The organism is Salinibacterium sp. CAN_S4, assembly GCF_015752305.1.
Classification (GTDB): domain Bacteria; phylum Actinomycetota; class Actinomycetes; order Actinomycetales; family Microbacteriaceae; genus Rhodoglobus.
In genome coordinates, this window is the sequence record NZ_JADOVB010000005.1 from 248,687 (window position 1) to 267,293 (window position 18,607).

The 18,607-nt window shown below is 66.5% G+C and carries 8 protein-coding genes; all 8 read left to right on the forward strand.

Features of this window, described 5'->3' with window-relative positions; genetic code table 11:
- Window positions 1–4 precede the first annotated feature (4 nt).
- Window positions 5–1,228 (forward strand): FHA domain-containing protein, encoded by a 1,224-nt coding sequence (locus tag IWX81_RS13460; RefSeq protein WP_199281828.1) that lies wholly within the window; start codon window positions 5–7, stop codon window positions 1,226–1,228.
- Window positions 1,225–2,862: a serine/threonine-protein kinase gene (locus IWX81_RS13465; RefSeq protein WP_199281829.1), complete on the forward strand. Its 1,638-nt coding sequence runs from the start codon at window positions 1,225–1,227 to the stop codon at window positions 2,860–2,862. Before IWX81_RS13460 ends, IWX81_RS13465 begins: the two co-directional genes overlap by 4 nt.
- A complete protein-coding gene (locus tag IWX81_RS13470; protein WP_199281830.1) occupies window positions 2,859–3,614 on the forward strand; it encodes a hypothetical protein in 756 nt (251 codons plus the stop codon). Before IWX81_RS13465 ends, IWX81_RS13470 begins: the two co-directional genes overlap by 4 nt.
- A gap of 99 nt (window positions 3,615–3,713) precedes the next feature.
- A complete protein-coding gene (locus tag IWX81_RS13475; protein WP_199281831.1) occupies window positions 3,714–9,326 on the forward strand; it encodes an Ig-like domain-containing protein in 5,613 nt (1,870 codons plus the stop codon).
- Window positions 9,327–9,360: 34 nt separating this feature from the next.
- Window positions 9,361–10,329 carry an AAA family ATPase gene (locus tag IWX81_RS13480; protein WP_199281832.1) on the forward strand — a complete coding sequence of 323 codons (969 nt, stop codon included), beginning with the start codon at window positions 9,361–9,363 and terminating at the stop codon, window positions 10,327–10,329.
- Window positions 10,330–10,344: 15 nt separating this feature from the next.
- Entirely contained in the window at window positions 10,345–11,634 is a 1,290-nt protein-coding gene (locus IWX81_RS13485; RefSeq protein ID WP_334594233.1) for a DUF58 domain-containing protein, read from the forward strand.
- The gene (locus IWX81_RS13490) at window positions 11,631–14,105 is read left to right on the forward strand and encodes a transglutaminase family protein (RefSeq protein WP_199281833.1); all 2,475 of its coding nucleotides are present in this window, start codon (window positions 11,631–11,633) and stop codon (window positions 14,103–14,105) included. The genes IWX81_RS13485 and IWX81_RS13490 overlap by 4 nt, the downstream gene beginning before the upstream one ends.
- Window positions 14,102–18,595 (forward strand): FtsK/SpoIIIE domain-containing protein, encoded by a 4,494-nt coding sequence (locus tag IWX81_RS13495; RefSeq protein WP_199281834.1) that lies wholly within the window; start codon window positions 14,102–14,104, stop codon window positions 18,593–18,595. The genes IWX81_RS13490 and IWX81_RS13495 overlap by 4 nt, the downstream gene beginning before the upstream one ends.
- The last annotated feature ends 12 nt before the right edge of the window (window positions 18,596–18,607 follow it).

The window sequence follows — 18,607 nt, forward strand, 5'->3', positions numbered from 1 at the left end:
CAGCATGACGTTGACGGTTAGGCCATCGGGGGATGGCGGTTGGCTCGCGTTCGCATCGGGCCCCAGGCTTCTCGTCACTCCGGTCGGTGAGGACGCTCTCGTGGGTGCCGCGTGGGCGGCGATCGCGGAGCCCGACGGTTTCCGGCGCATCCTCGACCTGCTTACGGCGAACGGCGTCGCAGCGACCCCGCAGTTCGTGCTCGTGGAGTGGATCGAGGCGGCAGAGGCCCGCATCATCCTCCGGGGCACGGCGCCGCTGACGGTGACGGATGCCTCGGGCAGCGAGCCGCTGTCGGCTGCGGGTGTCTCCACCTGGGTCGAACGCGGCATTCCGGGGGTCACGGCCATCCACTTCGGCGTTCCCGGTGCTGCGCCCCAGGGCACTGCGACACTTCCGGTCGACGCGGGGGTCGCGCTCGTCTCGGAGATCACGTTTGCTGCACCGGCGGCGCAGGGCACGCCGGCTGCGACAGCTGTCGAACAAGCCCCCGCCCGATCAGCTCCAGAACCAGCTCCGCAACCAGAACCAGAACCAGAACCAGCGGCAACGACAGAAGCCGACCCCGAGGAGACGGTGCGCGAAGCTCCGACTGCGGCGACCTTCCTCACGGAGCCCTCCGTGGCATCGCCTGACGACACCGATGCCGAAGGGTACGACTACCTGTTCGGAGACACGATGTACAGGTCGGTGGCGGATGCCGTCGTTCACGAGCCGGCCGCCACCGAGGCCGACGGGAAGCAGACTGAAGTCGTCGTCGTCGATGACACCCTCCACGATGGCGAGACAGTGCTGACCTCTGACATCGCGAAGATCCGCGGCAGGCGACGCCCCGCGTCCACACCGGTGGCGAACGGGGTCGTGCCAACGCCGCAGCTCGTTCTCGCGATCTCGACGACCGGAGTGCGGGAATCCCTCGGGCAGCCGATTCTCGTGGGGCGCAGCCCGAGCGTGAGCAAGGTCTCTGGCGGAGTCATCCCGCGCCTGCTGACCGTCGGAACCCCCGACCAGGACATCTCGCGCAATCACGTGCAGGTGAGTCTCGAAGGCGGCACCGTGGTCGTCACGGACCTGCACTCCCGCAACGGCACGATGGTGGAATTTCCTGGGAAGTCCCCGCAGAAGTTGCGCGCGGGCGAGCCGACATCGATCATCGTGGGCACCGTCATCGACCTGGGCAGCGGCGTGACCCTGACCGTCGAGGATGACGCGGCGGAGGGCGAGGCGTGAGGCGCGCAGCATCCACCCCTCCGGAGCTCCCCGGCTACACCTTCGTCAAGCTGCTCGGCTCCGGCGGCTTCTCCGATGTGTTCCTCTACGACCAGCACCTGCCCAAGCGTCGGGTCGCCGTCAAGGTGCTGCTGACCGACGACATCACCGACGCCAGTCGCGACGCTCTCGTGGCAGAGGCGAACCTCATGGCGCAATTGTCTGCGCATCCCTACATCGTCACGATCTACCAGGCGGATGTCGCCTCGGATGCGCGTCCCTACTTCGTCATGGAGTACTGCTCCGGGCCGAGCCTCGCCGACCGCTACAAGCGTGAGACCTTCGCGGTCGCCGATGCGCTCCGCACGGGGGTGCGACTGTCGAGCGCCGTCGCCACTGCCCATGCTGCGGGCATCCTGCACCGGGATATCAAGCCGGCCAACGTGCTGAGCAACGACTACGGCTGGCCCGCCCTGACCGACTTCGGCATCTCGTCCGCGCTCGACGACGAGTTGCCGCTGCACACCACGACCCTGGCCGCCGCGCTCAACGACACGGGCACGCAGGGTGGCACCGGGCAGTCCGTGGGCATGAGTGTGCCGTGGTCTCCGCCCGAGATGTTCGAGGATGACCCGCAGCCGGATGTGCGCAGCGACGTGTTCTCGCTCGCCGCGACCATCTATACGATCCTTGCCGGCCAGACTCCGTTCGAGGTGCGCGGTCGTTCCAACGGCACCCTCGACCTGATCGGGCGCATCGAACGTGGCGCCATCACCCCGATGTCTCGCGACGATGTCCCGCGTTCGCTGCTGGCCGTGCTCAACAAGGGGATGGCGAGCGATCGAGCAGACAGGTTTGCGACGGCGGTGGATTTCGCCCGCGCCCTGCAGCGCGTCGAACTCGAGCTGGGTTACGCACCGACGGCCATCGATGTTCCCAACCTGCTCGTCGCAGCTCCGGTTCGCGAGGCCGAGGGTGAGGACGAGAACGAGACGAAAGTGCGATCGGTCGCCACGATCGACGCCCAGCCCGCGGTGCGCCCACCGGCACATCCCCCGGAGCAGTCCAGCGCAGACGAAACAGTCGTGCGCGGCGCGAAGAACATCGTGGCGCAGCCCTCCGCTCCGGGTCCGGACAGCTCGAGGGAGCTGCCCAGCGAGACTGTCGTGCGTCGACGCGAGCCGATCCTGCCACCTCCGGAGTCGCCCGAACCCGTCGCGGCCCCGGCCCCGGTGGCTCGCCCGCGCAGCATCGCGGGATGGGTGATCGGCGGTGTTGCGGTACTCGTTGCTGCCGGGGTCACGGCGGCGATCGTGTTCGGCGGGGTCATGACTCCCGGTGACGCAGTCCCGACTCCGACGGGTTCTGCGCCGCCCGTCGTGATCGAGAGCATCCCGACGCCGCAGATCGCCGGGCCGCCCACCGCCGACGGCTCGACCGTCACGTTCACGTTCACCAACCCGGACCCCCAGGACGGCGATACGTTCCTGTGGCAGATCACCAACCGGACAGCGACGGAGCCGGTTCGCCAGGCTGACGGCAACGCGGTCGTCGTCGACGATTACGCGCCGGGGTCGACGGTGTGCGTGTCGGTCAGCATCGCCCGCGCCGGCAAGCTCTCGGCCAACCCGTTCGAAACCTGTTACCCCGCATGAGCGAGGGGGAGGCAGTGGTCGCGCCGGTCGGCCCGCTGAAGATCGAGTTCTGCGGCGAGTGGTACGAGGTCGCCCACCCCGCTGATTTCCACATCGGCCGGGAATCCGACCTCGTCATCGACGACAACCCCTACCTGCATCGACGATTCCTGCGCATCTACGAAGACTTCGGCATGTGGTGGCTGGCCAACGTCGGCACGCTGCTGTCGGCGACGGTGACGGATGCCACGGGCCAGGTGCAGGCGTGGCTGGCCCCCGGTGCGCGACTTCCGATCGTGTTCGCGCAGATGCAGGTGCTCTTCAGTGCAGGATCCACGACCTACGAGTTCACCGTCTACTCCTCGCAGGACTACTTCAATACCGCCGCGGCGAATGCCGGCGGCGGAGGCGAGACGACGATGGCTCCCGTCGCCCTCACCACCACCCAGCGGTTGCTTGTCGTCTCCCTGGCCGAGATGATGCTTCGGCAGGATTCGCCGGGTCGCGGTGACATCCCGACGTCGGCCGAAGCTGCCGCGCGACTGCACTGGTCGATGACGACCTTCAATCGCAAGCTCGACAATGTGTGCGACAAGCTCGACAAGATCGGTGTGCAGGGGCTCCGCGGCGGCAAGGGCAACCTCGCGACGAACCGGCGCCTCCGGTTGGTCGAATACGCCGTTGCGACCCATCTCGTGAGCAAGGAAGACCTGTTCCTGCTGGAGCGGAACGACCGGGAGAATGCGGCGAGCACTGCCCCCGAAGATGGGTAGAGGTACCCACCGCGCGCGCCCGACCACCGTGTTAGATTTGTCGAAGAATCCCCATCAACGGGATTTCACGGGGTGTATCGATCAACGCGGGGGATGTTTGTGAGTGCGTTGACGAGGTGGGTTGCCGCGCGCAAGACGACCGCTTCCGTGGTCGTCATCGCGCTGGTCGTCGGTGTTCCGCTGACCTTCGCGGCGCTGCATCCGGGATTCCCCATCACCGATGTGAAGCTCACCTCTCGTGACGTGTGGGTCACCAATGGCGAGCAGTTGCTCGGTGGTCGGCTCAATCGTCAGATCGACGAACTGAACGGTTCAGTGGTCGCCTCCAGCCCCGCCTTCGATGTCATGCAGGATGGCGACACGCTCTTCATGCACGATCCGGATGCCGGCCGCGTCGAATCCGTGAACCCGGCCAGCACCGAGGTGACCTCGGCCGTGGACGTGCCCATCGGCGCCGAGGTCGCGTACGGCGGCAGCGTGATCGCCATCCTCGCTCCCGACGGCAAGCTCTGGGGCATCCCCTCCGTCGGTGACCTGCAGTTCAACTACGTGTCCGACGCCCCGAAGCTCGAGCTGGGCGAGGGCGCCCACGTGGCCGTCACTCGCGATGGCGGCATCATCGCGGTGTCCGCCGAGAAGAAGAAGCTGTACCGCATAGCGTCGCTCGCCGATGCGCCGGTCGCGGCTGACTTCCCGGCGGTGGGAGAGTTCCAGCTCGCCGCCGTCGGTGACACCGCCGTCGTGTTCGACCAGTCGACGAACGAGATCGTCACCGAGGGTGGCGACAAGTACGGCATCGGCGACGCGCAGGGACTGAAGCTGCAGCAATCCGGCCCCGAGTCGTCGTTCGCCATAGTCTCGACGGCCGATTCGCTCGTGCGGATGGATCTCGGTTCCGGCGCCGCAGACAGCGTGAACGCAGGGTTCAACAGCTCGAGCAACGACCTCGACGGGGTCGCCGCGCCGGTGAACCAGGACGGCTGCGCGCACGGGGCGTGGGGTGCGGCCCAGAAGTACCTGCTGTCGTGTGAGGGCCAGGATCCCGCCCCGCAGGACATCGTCGAACCCACCCAGGGCGGCGTGCTCGAATTCAGGGTCAACCGCACGATCATCGCGCTCAATGACCTGACGAACGGCAACGTCTGGCTGCCGAGCGAGAACATGCGCCTCGTCGACAACTGGGATGACGTCACTCCTCCCGTCGAGCAGGAGTCCGAGGAGATCGGCGAGGAGAAGTCCTCGATCCAGTCGTTCGAAGACACCCTCGCCGAGCGCACCGAGACGAACCGGCCGCCGACGGCGAAGGATGACGAGTTCGGCGTCCGCCCCGGCCGCACCACGATCTTCTCCGTGCTCGACAACGACTCAGACCCCGATGGCGACGTGCTGGTGATCTCCGCCTTCGACGCGATAGCCGAATCGACGGGAACGCTCGACCCCATCGACGGCGGGCGTGCCCTGCAGTTCACTCCGGTGGAGGGTTTCGTCGGCGGCATCTCCTTCAACTACACGGTGGACGACGGCCGCGGCGGCACAGCCTCCGCGAACGTGACGGCCAGGGTGGTGCCGGAGCAGATCAACGAGCCTCCGTACTCCGTCAGGTTCCCCGGTGTCGCCGTCGAGGCGAACCAGACGATTTCCTACAACGTTCTGTCTGACTGGCGCGACCCCGACGGCGACGACCTGTACCTCATTGGTGCGAGCCCGAAATCGGCCGACCTCGTCAGGTTCACGCCGGACGGATTCATCACCTTCACGCACCAGACCTCCGAGCTCGGGGAGAAGGAGGTGCAGTTCCAGGTCAGCGACGGCAACGGCCCTCCCGTGGCGGGCACCCTCACCGTGACCGTCGAGCCGGCAGGCACCCTGAACCCTGTCGGGACACCCGACTTCGCGACATCCTTCACCGGCGAGACGGTCGTGGTCGAGCCCCTGAAGAACGACCTGTCGCCGTCGGGGGCACAACTGTCGCTGGTCGGGATGGACGAGCCGACCGGGGGTGCCGTGGCATCCTTCAACTCCGACCGGGGCCAGGTCACGTTCACGTCGTCAAACCCCGGCATCTTCTACATGAAGTACAGCCTGCAGGCCGGGGCGAACACGAGCGTGGGCATCATCCGCATCGATGTCAAAGACACGCCGGCAGACGACACCCTCCCGCCCGTCGCGGTGAAGGACACGGCGTACCTGCGCGGCGAGGAGCCGGTCACCGTCTCCGTGCTGTCGAACGATGTGAGCCCCACGGGGAAGATCCTCGCTGTGCAGTCGGTGTCGGTGCCGCCGGACGTGCTGGGTAAGGGACTCGTCGTCGAACTGCTCGAATCCACCCTCATCCGCATCACGTCCCCGGCGGCGCTGACGGAACAGGTGAACTTCACGTACACGATCTCGGACGGCGTGTCGACGGCCACCGCGGGCGTCACGGTCGTGCCGGTGCCGGCACTCACCAAGCATCAGCCTCCCGTCGCCGTCAACGACGCGGCGACAGTGCGAGTGGGCGACATCATCACGCTCGATGTGCTTGCCAACGATTTCCACCCGGATGACTCATCCATGTTCCTGGATACGGCCCTCATCACACCGCCCACGGATGGCCTCGCGTTCGTGTCGAAGAACGCACTGAGGTTCCAGGCGCCCACGACGGCGGGAGAGTACCGGGTCGATTATCGGGTGCTGGATCCCTTCGGCGAGACCGCCGCGGCGACGGCGGTCTTCACCGTGACGCCGTTGAATGACGACAGCAACCGCGACCCCGTGCCAGACCCCCTGGTGGGCCGGGTGCTTGCCGGTGGCACCATCCGCATCGACGTTCCGCTGAATGGCATCGATCCCGACGGCGATTCGACGCAACTGCTGAGCTTCCCGCAGAACCCGACCCTGGGCTCGATCGCGGAGGTCGGCAACGACTACTTCCTGTACACCTCGTCCGAGGCCGCCGTGGGCACCGATGAGTTCAGTTACCGGGTTTTCGACACGTTCGGGGCCACCGGTGAGGCGACGATCAAGATCGCGATCATCCCGAAGCCGAGCGAGCTGCAGCCTCCCAACGCCGCGCCGGACAGCGTTGCGGTGCGACCTGGGCGCATCGCGCAGGTCGACCTAATGGCCAACGATTCAGACCCACAGGGCTCGCCGATCAAGGTCTCGAAGGCGCTCGTCGACGTGCCGGAGGGCATCGACGCCGAAGTCGTCGGTCGCCAGTATCTCGTCGTGACGGCGCCGGATACCGAGCAGTCGTTCTCGCTGAGATACGAGCTCACCAACAGCGTCGGTGGCAAGACCATGAGCTACGTGCTCGTGACTGTCACCCCGGATGCCCCGCTGCTGCCCCCGTCGGCCAACGATGTGCCGATCCTCACCAAAGACATCGCGGGCAAAAAGTCGATCACCGTCGATATCTTCGACGGCTACGCATTCAACCCCTCAGGCCTCACGGAAGACCTCACCGTCTCGGTCGAAGGACCGAACGCTGATGCGGCAACCCTCCTGGAACGTAACGGCCAGATCGAAGTGACCCCCGGGCCCACCCGCCAGGCCGTCGCCTACCGGGTGACGAACGAAGCCGACGACCTGAGCGCCGTCGCGTTCATCATGGTGCCGGCCGCCGTCGACGAGAACTTCGACGAGCCACCCATGATCGACCCCAATCTGCCTGTGCAGTACGTCAGCATGAACGAGTCGCGCCAGTGGGCGCTGTCAGACATCCTCGTGGTGCCCTCGGGTCGTGACGCCCACATCTACGAAGAGTCGAGCGTCAGCGCGATCCGCAGCAACGGTGAGTCCAGCTTTGTCGACGATGGCACCATCGGCTTCACCGCTGCCCCCGACTACCGCGGCCCGGCGTCGGTTACATTCACCGTGTCTGATGGTGACTCGAAGAACGATCCCAAGGGCATCCAGCAGACCCTGACACTGCCGATCATCGTCGGCGATCCTGAGTTCAGGGACACCGCACCCACCTTCACGACACCCAACGTGCCGGTCGAGGTCGGGGAGACGGCGACGGTCGACCTGCGGCAGTCGACGGGTCATCAGAATCCGCAGATTCTGCAGGAGGTCACGTACTCCGAGATCTCGCCGTCGAGCTCAGTGGTGAGCGCGAACCTCAGCGGCTCACAGCTGTCGCTGAGCGTTCCCAGGGACACCCCCAAGGGCACCACCTTCACGGTCGGGGTGACGCTCCGCTGGGATAAGTTCACCGTGCCCGGCACGATCAACGTCACGGTGGTGGGCTCGAGCAAGCCGCCGCCCGTCGCTGTCTCCGACGTCTACGAGACCAAACGCCCGGTCGGCACCTTTGTCATGGATCCGCTGACGAACGACTCGAACCCGTACCAGTCCACCGGTGAGGCGCTGACGATCGTCGATGCCCAGATCACGAATGCCGGCAACGTCGGCACGATCAGCCACACGGGCACCCAGATCAGGGTCACCCCGAACTCGAGCCCGCCCTACATGGTGATCGAGGTGGTCTACACGGTGCAGGATGCCACGAAGGACAAGGATCGCCAGGTCAACGGCACGATCCAGTTCACCGTCACCGACGTGCCCGACGTCGTGCAGAAACCTGACCGCGATGGTGGCTCGGATATCGGCGGCGACGGCTCGGCGACCATCAGGTTCGCGGCCCCGGCGACCAACGGCAAGGACATCTCCGGCTACCAGGTGAGGAACGTGCAGACGGGCACGATCACCGAAGGATGCACGGCCGGGCAGGCGTGCACGATCGGAGGCCTGACCAACGGCACCCAGTACACCTTCCAGGTGCGGGCGATCAACGAGAACGGCTCTGGCGCCTTCTCGGTGGCCAGCGACCAGATCACGCCGTACGGCACCCCTGCGCAGCCCGCACCGGCGATCACCGTCGTCGACCAGTGGGCTCCGAACGGAGTGCTGCGCGCGGACTGGCCCGCCGTGGCGGGAACTGGCGGCACCACCACCTATTTCTGGGCGGTCAGCGGCGGGGGATCCGGGAGCACCACGGGTACGACTACCGGGAACCAGACGCTCAACGGCGGGACCTACACGGTGACCGTCTATGCGGTGAACACCGGCAATAAGCGCAGCCCCGACGGCAACTCTGCTCCGGGAACCCTGACCACCCAGGCCGCGCCGGACAGGCCCACGATCTCGAGTTCGTCCCCGGCGAATGGCACATACGCGCCGTCGTCGGTCGGATGGAACTGGGCTCCCGTGACCGCGAACCCCGGCGGGTCAGCCAACCTCACCTACCAGGTCAGCTACAACGGCGGCGGCTGGGAGAACGTCGGCACCGCCACGCGCTACGACCTCAACAATCGGGGCGCCGGCAACCATACGCTCGAGGTGCGGGCAACCAATAAGTCGGGTGCTGGTGCCGCAAGTCCAGGGGCGACTATGCGACTCGACACGAGGCCGGCACCCCCTGACCCGGCGAGGGCTTCGCTATGTCTGTTTCCGGGTCGGGGCAGCGAGGTGCCCGGAGGATCGGGGGACCTCTTCGGTATCAACTGGAGCGGCCAGAGCGGTGGAAACCACACCATGAAGGTCGACAACCCCAACAACTCGTTCAACTTCCTCAGCAATGCCTCGGGCGGCAGTGGACAGCTCCGCACTCAGAGCTGGGCGAACCGTGGACCTGCCGGTTCCATCAACGAGAATGCACAATTCTGGGTTACCTTCGACGGCGTCGATACACCCGCTCAGACGATGTCGAGCATCCCCAACTGCTAGCTCGACCCATAACCACACCGAAGAAAGAAGAACAGTGCCAGTAACGCAAGAGCAGGCGACGTGGTTCGCTGACGCCTTCCAGAAGCTCATCGCCAATATCGATAAGGCGATCATGGGCAAGGATCACGTCATCCGGCTGGTGCTCACCGCCCTCATCTCCGACGGTCACGTGCTGCTCGAAGACTTTCCCGGAACGGGAAAGACGGTGCTCGCCAAGGCGCTCGCGAACACGCTCGACGGCAGCACGAGCCGCATCCAGTTCACTCCTGACCTGCTGCCTTCTGACGTCACGGGCGTGCAGATCTACGACCAGGGCAAGGGCAAGTTCGAATTCCACCCCGGGCCCATCTTCGCGTCGATCGTGCTCGCCGACGAGATCAACCGCGCGAGCCCCAAGACCCAGAGTGCGCTGCTCGAGGTCATGGAAGAGGGAGTCGTGACGATCGACGGCGAGGGTCACTCCGTCGGGGCCCCGTTCCTGGTCATCGCGACCCAGAACCCGATCGAGCAGGCCGGAACGTACAGGCTCCCCGAGGCCCAGCTCGACCGCTTTCTGATCAAGACGAGTCTCGGCTACCCTGACGGCAAGACCGCTGTGGCGCTGCTGATGGATTCGGCCAACCGCGCCCGCGCTTCGCTGGTCACTCCGATCATCAAGCCGGAGTCGATCGTCGCGATGTCCGCTCTCGCGTCCGAGGTCTTCGTCGATGAGTCCGTCATGCAGTACCTCAGCGACATCGTGGATGCCACGCGCAAGAACCGCGACGTCGCGCTCGGTGTGAGCATGCGAGGCGCCATGGCGCTCTCTCGTGCCATCAAGACGTGGGCGATCACGCAGGGACGCACATACGCGACTCCGGACGACGTCAGGGACCTGGCCAGCGCTGTGCTCGCGCATCGACTGGTGCTCGACCCCGAGTCGGAGTTCGCCGGTGTGAAAGCGGGCGACATCATCGATCGCATCCTCGTCGACATCGAACCGCCCGCCTACCGCGCAGCGTAAGCGAACCCGAGGATCATGACGAGCACCGCTGATCGCGCAACCGCGTTTCCGGCGCCCCTGAGGGCGGCCGGCCTGAAGGCTGTGCGTGCCCTGCGCGTAGGGCGTGCCGTGGTGTCGCCGGCGGTGGCAGCAGTCTGGCGGCTGGTGCGCCCGGTGCTCAGCGTGATCACTCCGGTCGGCTGGCTCGTGCTGCTCGTCGCGGCAACCTCGCTCACGCTGAGCCTCGTGTTCGGCTGGCAGGAGTTCACGTACCTCGGCACACTGATGCTCGCGGCCTTCATCGTGTGCAGCGCCTTCCTCTTCGGTCGAGCATCGTTTGGCGTCATCATCGAGCTGAATCCGCGCCGGGTGGTCGTGGGCGACAGGGCGATGGGGCGCATGCTCATCACCAACACCGGGACGAGAAACCTCCAGCCGACCCGCATGGAGCTTCCCGTCGGAGCGGGCATCGCCGAGTTCCAGTTACCCGCGATGACCCCGAGGCAGGAGGTGGAGGAGCTGTTCGCCGTCCCCACGAGCAAGCGAGCGGTGATCGTTGCCGGCCCCGCGGAATCGGTGCGCGGCGACCAGCTCGGTCTGTTGCGTCGGGCGCTCACGTGGGCTGACGCGGTCGACCTGTTCGTGCATCCGAAGACCGTCAAGCTCGCGCCATCGGCGGCGGGGCTCGTGAGGGATCTCGAAGGCCAGGTTTCGAAGAAGATCACCAATAACGACATCGCGTTCCACGCGTTACGCCCCTACGTTCCCGGCGACGACCGCCGGTACGTGCACTGGCGCACCTCGGCGCGCATCGGCCAGCTGATGGTGAGGCAGTTCGAAGAGACCCGACGTTCGCAGGTCACCATGATCCACAACAGCCGAAGCGACCTGTACGCGTCCGACGAGGAGTTCGAGCTGGCCATTTCCGTCACGGCGTCGATCGCCGCGCAGATCATCCGCAACGGCACGCAGATGAATATCGTGAGCGAAAGCGGAGTGTGGAAGACACCGACCGTTGTATCGATGCTGGACTCTTCGTGCCGCATCGACCCGGTCGGCAAGGTGTTCCCCAGCGTCCGTGAGTTCGCCCGCGAGCGGACGAAGCGGCTCCCGAACCCGAGCGTGGTGATCATCGTCGGCGGATCGAAGATGACGACAGCGGAGTTCCGCAGCGTACAGTCGCTGTTCGGGTCTGACACCAACCAGGTCGCCTTCCACGTCGACCTCGGCGCGCAGCCCAGGCTCGGTGCCGTGGCGGGCCTGACCCTCATGACGGTCGGCGACCTCAAAGATCTCCCCAGCCTGGTCAGGGGGCTGAGCTCATGAGCGAGACGACGATCGATGCCGCGGACCATGCGCCCATCCGCGCCGGCATCCGTTCCCTCACGGGTCGCACCTGGACCGACGTGGCCGTGCTCCTCGTGCTCACCGCCGTGGGCGTCATCGGGTTCCAGCCGTCATTCGGTGGTTACGGATTCCTCGTGGCCGGCATCGGCGGGCTCGTGCTGGGTGCTGCCACCGGCATCCTGACCTCCATGTTCAGGCTGGGGGCCGTCACCACGGTCGCCGCCGCCGTCGCCGCGTATTTCCTCATCGGCACCCCGATCGCCGTGCCGAGCCAGGCCACGCTCTTCGTCCTGCCGAGCCTGCAGTCGCTGGCGAGTCTCGCGCAGGGCACGGTCTTCGGCTGGGCAGACATCGTCACCCTGAGCACGCCGATCGGTGCTCCGAAATACATCGCGGTGGTGCCGTACTTCGCGACCTGGATCGTCGCGCTCGTGTCGACGACTCTCGCCTGCCGCTGGCTCGCGGCGCGGCCGCGCACGGCCTGGCGGTTCGGCATCGCCCTGATCGCGCCGATCGCGCTGTACATCACGGGCATCCTCATCGGAACCGACGAGCCGTACCAGTCCGGTATTCGCGGAATCGTGTTCGGCGTGCTGGCCATCATCTGGCTCGGCTGGAGGCGCCAGGGCAATTCCGTGGCCCAGGCCGGAGCCGCGAAGCTCCGCAATCGCAAACTCGCAGGAACTGCCGTCATCGTCGCGGCGTCGGTCGTGCTCGGCGGAGCAGCAGGGCTGTGGATCGCGCCAGCCAACGACCAGCGATTCGTGCTGCGCGATGAGATCGAGCCACCGTTCGATCCGCTGGACTATCCCAGCCCCCTGTCGGGCTTCCGGCACTACACGAAACAGGTCACCGACGAGCTGTTGTTCACCGTCGACGGCCTGAAGGCCGGGGACACCATCAGGCTCGCCACGCTCGATACCTTCACCGGGAAGTTGTGGAACGTGACGGGGCCGGAGTCATCGGCCGGGGGCTCAGGCTCCTTCGAGCTCGTGGGGCGCTCCCTGCCCCAGCCCGCGCTCATCACTCCCGTCGAGCGGGACAATGTGACCTTCACCATCGAGAGCTACGACGACGTATGGATTCCGAGCATCGGGTATCCGACCGACCTGCAGTTCACGGGGGGAGATGCACAGGATGAGACTGACAGCCTGCGGTACAACGCCTCGACCGGCACGGGTGTTCTCACCAGCGGGTTGCGCAAGGGCGACACCTACACCCTCGACGCCGAGGCCCAGGAGGTCTTTCCCGTCGAGGAGCTGGCCGATGCGAAGATCGCCGCGGTCGACCTGCCATCCATCGACGGTTCTCCCGACATCGTGACGGTGCGGGCCGGCGAGTATGCCGCCAGCGCGACCACCCCGATCGCGCAGCTCGAGGCCATCAGGCAGGCGCTCGTGAACAATGGATTCCTCAGCCACGGCCGGGCCTCAGACACCGTTCCCTCCCGTGCCGGCCACGGCGCCGACCGCATCACCGAACTGTTCGAGCGCAACCAGATGATCGGCGACCAGGAGCAGTACGCCTCCGCCTACGCCCTCATGGCCCGCAGCCTCGGCTATCCCGCCCGCGTCGTGATGGGCTTCGCGCCCGAGATCGTCGACGGGCAGTCGAGCACGCCCGTCACCGGAGATGACGTGACGGTGTGGACCGAAGTCGCGTTCGATGGCGTGGGATGGGTCGCATTCAACCCGACCCCGGACGAAACCGACATCCCGCAGGACCAAGTGCCGAAGCCGCAGAGCGAACCGCAGCCGCAGGTGCGCCAGCCACCGCGCGCCGACAACGACGAGGAAGACCTGCTGTCGCCGGTCGAACTCGACAAGACAGACAAGACCGACGAAGCCGATGGCTTCCTCGTGCCCGGGTGGGTCTGGGTCGTCGGGCTGAGCATCCTGATTCCCGCCGTCATCTTCTTCACCCCGCTGCTGGTCATCGGTGCGATCAAAGCCAGGCGTGCCCGCAAGCGCCGCACCCTGGGCGCCGGTCACGACCGGGTCGCCGGTGCCTGGGAAGAGCTCACGGACCGGTATTCGGAGCTCGGATACGCCGTGCCGTCGAAGCTCACGAGGGTGGCTGTCGCCGAGCGCATCGAGGGCCAGGTGACGGCTCCTGAACCGTTGCGGCTGCGCAGCCTCGCCGTCGTGACCGATGAAGCCGTGTTTTCGGGCGGGGTCATCGACGATGCCCACTCCGAGCGTGTCTGGACCGAGGCCATGGGGGCGGTCGAGCTTGCCAGGACGACCCTGGGAAGGGGTCGCCAGTTGCTCAGCCGCTTCCGTATCCGATCGGCTCGGGACTGGGTGGCGCGCACGGGATCCGTGGCCCGGAAACCAGAGCCGAAGCCGCCGAAGAAGCTCAGGCTCAAGCCGGCTCGACTGATCGTCGACCCGGTTACCCCACCCGCTCAGGCACAGCAGCCACTCGAAGATCCAGGTAAGGGCGAATGAAACTCAAGCTCACGCTGCGGCGGTCCGCTGGCCCCGATTCTGACATCGTCGTCACCACGGATGCCGCGGCCACGGTCGGCGAGGTGGCGTCGGCGATCGCGGCTGTCGACCCGTTCATCGCGAAGGTCGCCGCGCCGGGAGCCGCTGTTGCGGCATCCACTCTCAGGATCGTCGACCCCCGTGGATCGAGGCACTCGGTGCTCGAACCGGATCTGCCGATCTCGGAAGCCGCCGTGGGGTCCGGTGCCACCATCACGATCGCGGTACCCGGTGCTCAGGAAGCGGTACCGCGTGCGGTCATCTCTGCCGTGCTCAGGATCGTCGAAGGCCCCGACGCTGGTGCTGAGTTCCCCATGCCGATCGGCACCCGGTATCTCGGTCGAGACTCGAGCGTGTCTGACGTCACGCTCAACGACCCTCTCGTGTCGAAGCGGCACGCCCGCATCGACGTCTTCTCTCAGGCCATCAGGATCGTCGACCTGAATTCGGCCAATGGACTGGAGGTCGATGGCGGGCTCGTCACCAGGATCGACCTCGAGAACGGCGCGACCGTCAGGGTAGGCGACAGCCTCTTGCAGGCGGTCATCGAAGCACCAGCCGAAGAAGTGGCGCAGGTCAGTAGCGGACCGGTGGCCTACAACCGCTCGCCACGGGTGGAATCGAGATACCCCGGCAAGGAATACGCCGGACCCAAACCGCCGAGCGACAGGGATCCCACGCCCTTCCCGTGGCTCGCTCTCGCCATTCCGATTCTGATGGGCATCGTCTTCGTGTTCGTCCTGCGCCGCGGCCCGGAAGCGATCATCTTCGTTGCGGCCGCGCCGCTGCTGATGATCGGCACCTGGCTTACGTCTCGCGGTCAGCGCAAGCGCAAGGAGAAGCAGGAGATCAAGCAGTTCGACGATCGAGCCGCCCATCTCGAGTCGACGCTCGACGCCGAGGTCGAGGTCGAGCGCCGCATCCGCAAGCAGGAGAGCCCGACCACGGCAGAGGTCTACGAGGCCGCGATGACGCTGGGCCCCCTGCTGTGGACGCGGCGGCCCGAGCACTGGCAGTTTCTCAGCATGCACCTGGGTACCGGCTCGATGGCATCCAGGAATGTCGTCATTCTTGCTCAGGAGGACGCGGCGCAGCCGATCTATCTCGAACGTGCCGAAGCCATCCGTGACCGGCACGAGTTCATCACCGATGTGCCAGTGACCGAGAACCTCTACTTCTCCGGTGCTCTCGGAATCTCTGGCGCCCGACCCGCCGCCGCCGACATCGCCAGGAGTGCGATAGTCCAGATCGCCGGGCTGCACTCCCCGGCCGAGGTCGTCGTCGCCGCCATCGTCAGCAACGCGTGGACGCCAGAGTTCGAGTGGCTCAAATGGCTGCCGCACACGGCCTCACCGCACAGTCCCATCGAGGCGGTGCATCTCGCGAACAGCCAGGCGACGGGTGACGCGCTCCTGTCGTCGATCGAAGAACTCATCAACAGCCGCAAGGCCAAAGCCAGTGAACGTGGTGCCGCACTGTTCGAGCAGTCGGCCCTCGTGGCCGGCGCCTCCGCCGGCGATGGCGCCGAGATTGCGACCCCGCCACCATCAGCGACTCCGGCGATTCTCCTGCTCGTCTCCGACGATGCTCCGGTGGATCGCGCGCGGCTGGTGCAGCTCGCCGAGCGAGCGGCCGATGCCGGGGTCTATCCGATCTGGGTGTCGTCGGTGGTCGCCGACCTTCCCGCCGTGGCCAGGACCTTCGTCGACGTCGCCTCGGACGGCGCCTCTGCACGCGTCGGCCTGGTGCGACTGGGCAGTGATGTCATGGATGTCGTCACCGAGCCGATCACGCGCGACCAGGCCATGCAGTTCGCCCGTCGACTCGCGCCCGTCGTGGACGCGAGCGCGCTGCTGCGCGACTCCAGCGACCTGCCGCGTACGGTCTCGATGCTGTCGCTGCTCGGCGCCGAGATCGCCACGGACTCGTCGGTCGCCGTCGGTCGGTGGAAAGAGAACGACTCCATCCACGACCGCTCCGGCGGACCGTTGAAGAAGCGCCGCGCCGGCAAACTGCGGGCGCTCGTCGGCCAGTCCGGTGTCGACGCCATGCACCTCGACCTGCGCACGCAGGGCCCGCACGCCCTCGTCGGCGGCACGACGGGCTCGGGGAAGTCCGAGTTCCTGCAGGCCTGGGTGCTCGGGATGGCCGCAGAGTACAGCCCCGACCGAGTTACCTTCCTTTTCGTCGACTACAAGGGCGGTTCGGCGTTCGCGGACTGCGTGAACCTGCCGCACTGTGTCGGCCTCGTGACCGACCTCAGCCCGCATCTCGTGCGCCGCGCGCTGACCTCGCTGCGCGCCGAACTCCACTATCGCGAGCACCTCTTCAATCGCAAGAAAGCGAAAGACCTGCTCGATCTCGAAAAGCGCGGCGACCCCGAGAGTCCTCCCGCGCTCGTGCTGGTGATCGATGAGTTCGCCGCGCTTGCCGGTGAGGTGCCGGAGTTCGTGGACGGCGTGGTCGACATCGCCCAGCGCGGTCGGTCGTTGGGCATCCACCTCATCATGGCGACCCAGCGACCCGCTGGCGTCATCCGAGACAACCTCCGTGCGAACACCAACCTCCGCATCGCGCTTCGCATGGCCGACGAATCCGACTCGATGGATGTCGTGGGCGACAAGATCGCGGGAACGTTCGACCCGTCGATCCCCGGTCGGGGTATCGCCAAGACCGGGCCGGGGCGGCTGACGAGCTTCCAGTCCGCCTACGCGGGTGGTTGGACGAGCGATGCGGCCGTAGCACCGTCGATCGACGTCGCGGAGCTGCGCTTCGGGGCAGAGCAGCCGTGGGAGATCCCTGGCGACAAGATCGAGGTTCCGGGCGCGGGGGAGCAGGGGCCGACGGACCAGACCAGGCTCGTGACGAACCTGATCGCCGCCGCGGCATCCATCGACTTGCCAGCGCCCCGTCGGCCGTGGCTCGACGAGCTCGCAACTGCGTTCGACCTGACCCGACTCCGACAGCGCACGGATACCGACATCGTGCTCGGTGTCTGCGACGTGCCGCAGCGTCAGCGCCAGGACGAGGTCTTCTTCAGGCCCGACACCGACGGCAACATCGCCATCTATGGCGCAGGCGGAACGGGAAAGACCGTCACCCTGCGCACCCTCGCGGCGGCGGCGGGCATCACCCCGCGCGGCGGGCCCGTCGATGTGTACGGTCTCGACTTCGGCACCGGCGGTCTCAAGATGCTCGAGGCGCTTCCGCACGTCGGGTCGATCGTGAGCGGCGATGATCCCGAGCGGGTGATCCGACTGATGCGCAAGTTGAAGGGCATCCTGGAGGATCGCGGGCAGCGCTATGCCGAGGTGAACGCGGGGAGCATCGTCGACTACCGGCGCAACGCGAACGCTCCGGATGAGCGTCGTATCCTCCTCCTCGTCGACAACTTTCCGGCCTTTAGGAACGACTTCGAGGTCGGGGCCAGCCGCGCCGTCTGGTACGGCGTCTTCCAGCAACTGCTGGGGGAGGGGCGCGCGCTGGGAATGCACGTGGCGATCACGGCGGATCGTCCGGGCAGCGTTCCGTCCGCGGTCAGTTCCTCATTCCAGCGCAGGGTCGTGCATCGGCTCGCCGACGACGGCCAGTACATGCTGCTGGACACCCCGGCCGATGTGCTGTCGGCGACCTCGCCTCCGGGGCGTGCCGTCATCGATGGCCTCGAGACGCAGATCGCGATCGTCGGCGGTCACTCGAATGTTGCAGACCAGTCGAAGGCGATCGTCTCGCTTGCCGAGGCCATGAATCGCACCGGTCGAAAGCCAGCCGAGCCTGTCGGCACCCTTGCGACAGAGTTCGGCGCGGAACAGCTGCCAAAAGCTATCGGCGGCATGCCGGTGCTGGGTATCTCGGATGACGATCTCGCTCCGTTGCCCTTCGACCCGATCGGCACTTTCGTGCTCTCAGGCCCGCCGGCGAGCGGTCGCACCAACGCCCTGTCGTGGCTCATCAGGTCGGTGGATGAGGCGGTGCCCGAGGTCACGCGCTACTACTTCGGCAATCCGAGGTCCGCGGTCGGTGCCGGGCCGGGCTGGGAGGCCACAGCGCGCACAGTGGAGGATGCGACGAGTCTCGCCAAGGAACTGGCCGTGACCGTGGCCGACCCGGCAACCCGCGGGAAGGTCGTCATCGTGATCGAGCAGATCGGTGACTTCCTGAGCTCGGCAGCGGACTCGTCGATGGTGGAGATGATCAAGGCCGTCAAGCGCAGCGACCACTTCCTGATCGCGGAATCCGAGTCCGGCGGGTGGGGCTCGTCCTGGCCCCTGCTGGCCGAGGTCAAGGGTGGTCGCACGGGATTCCTCCTGCAGCCCGATGCCATGGAGGGCGACACGATCCTGAAGACAACCCTGCCGCGGATCGCCCGCAACGAGTTTCCTCCCGGTCGTGGATACTTCATCGCCCGCGGTAAGGCGACCAGGGTCCAGTTGCCCTTTCTGGGGGCATGACGTGGGTACCTC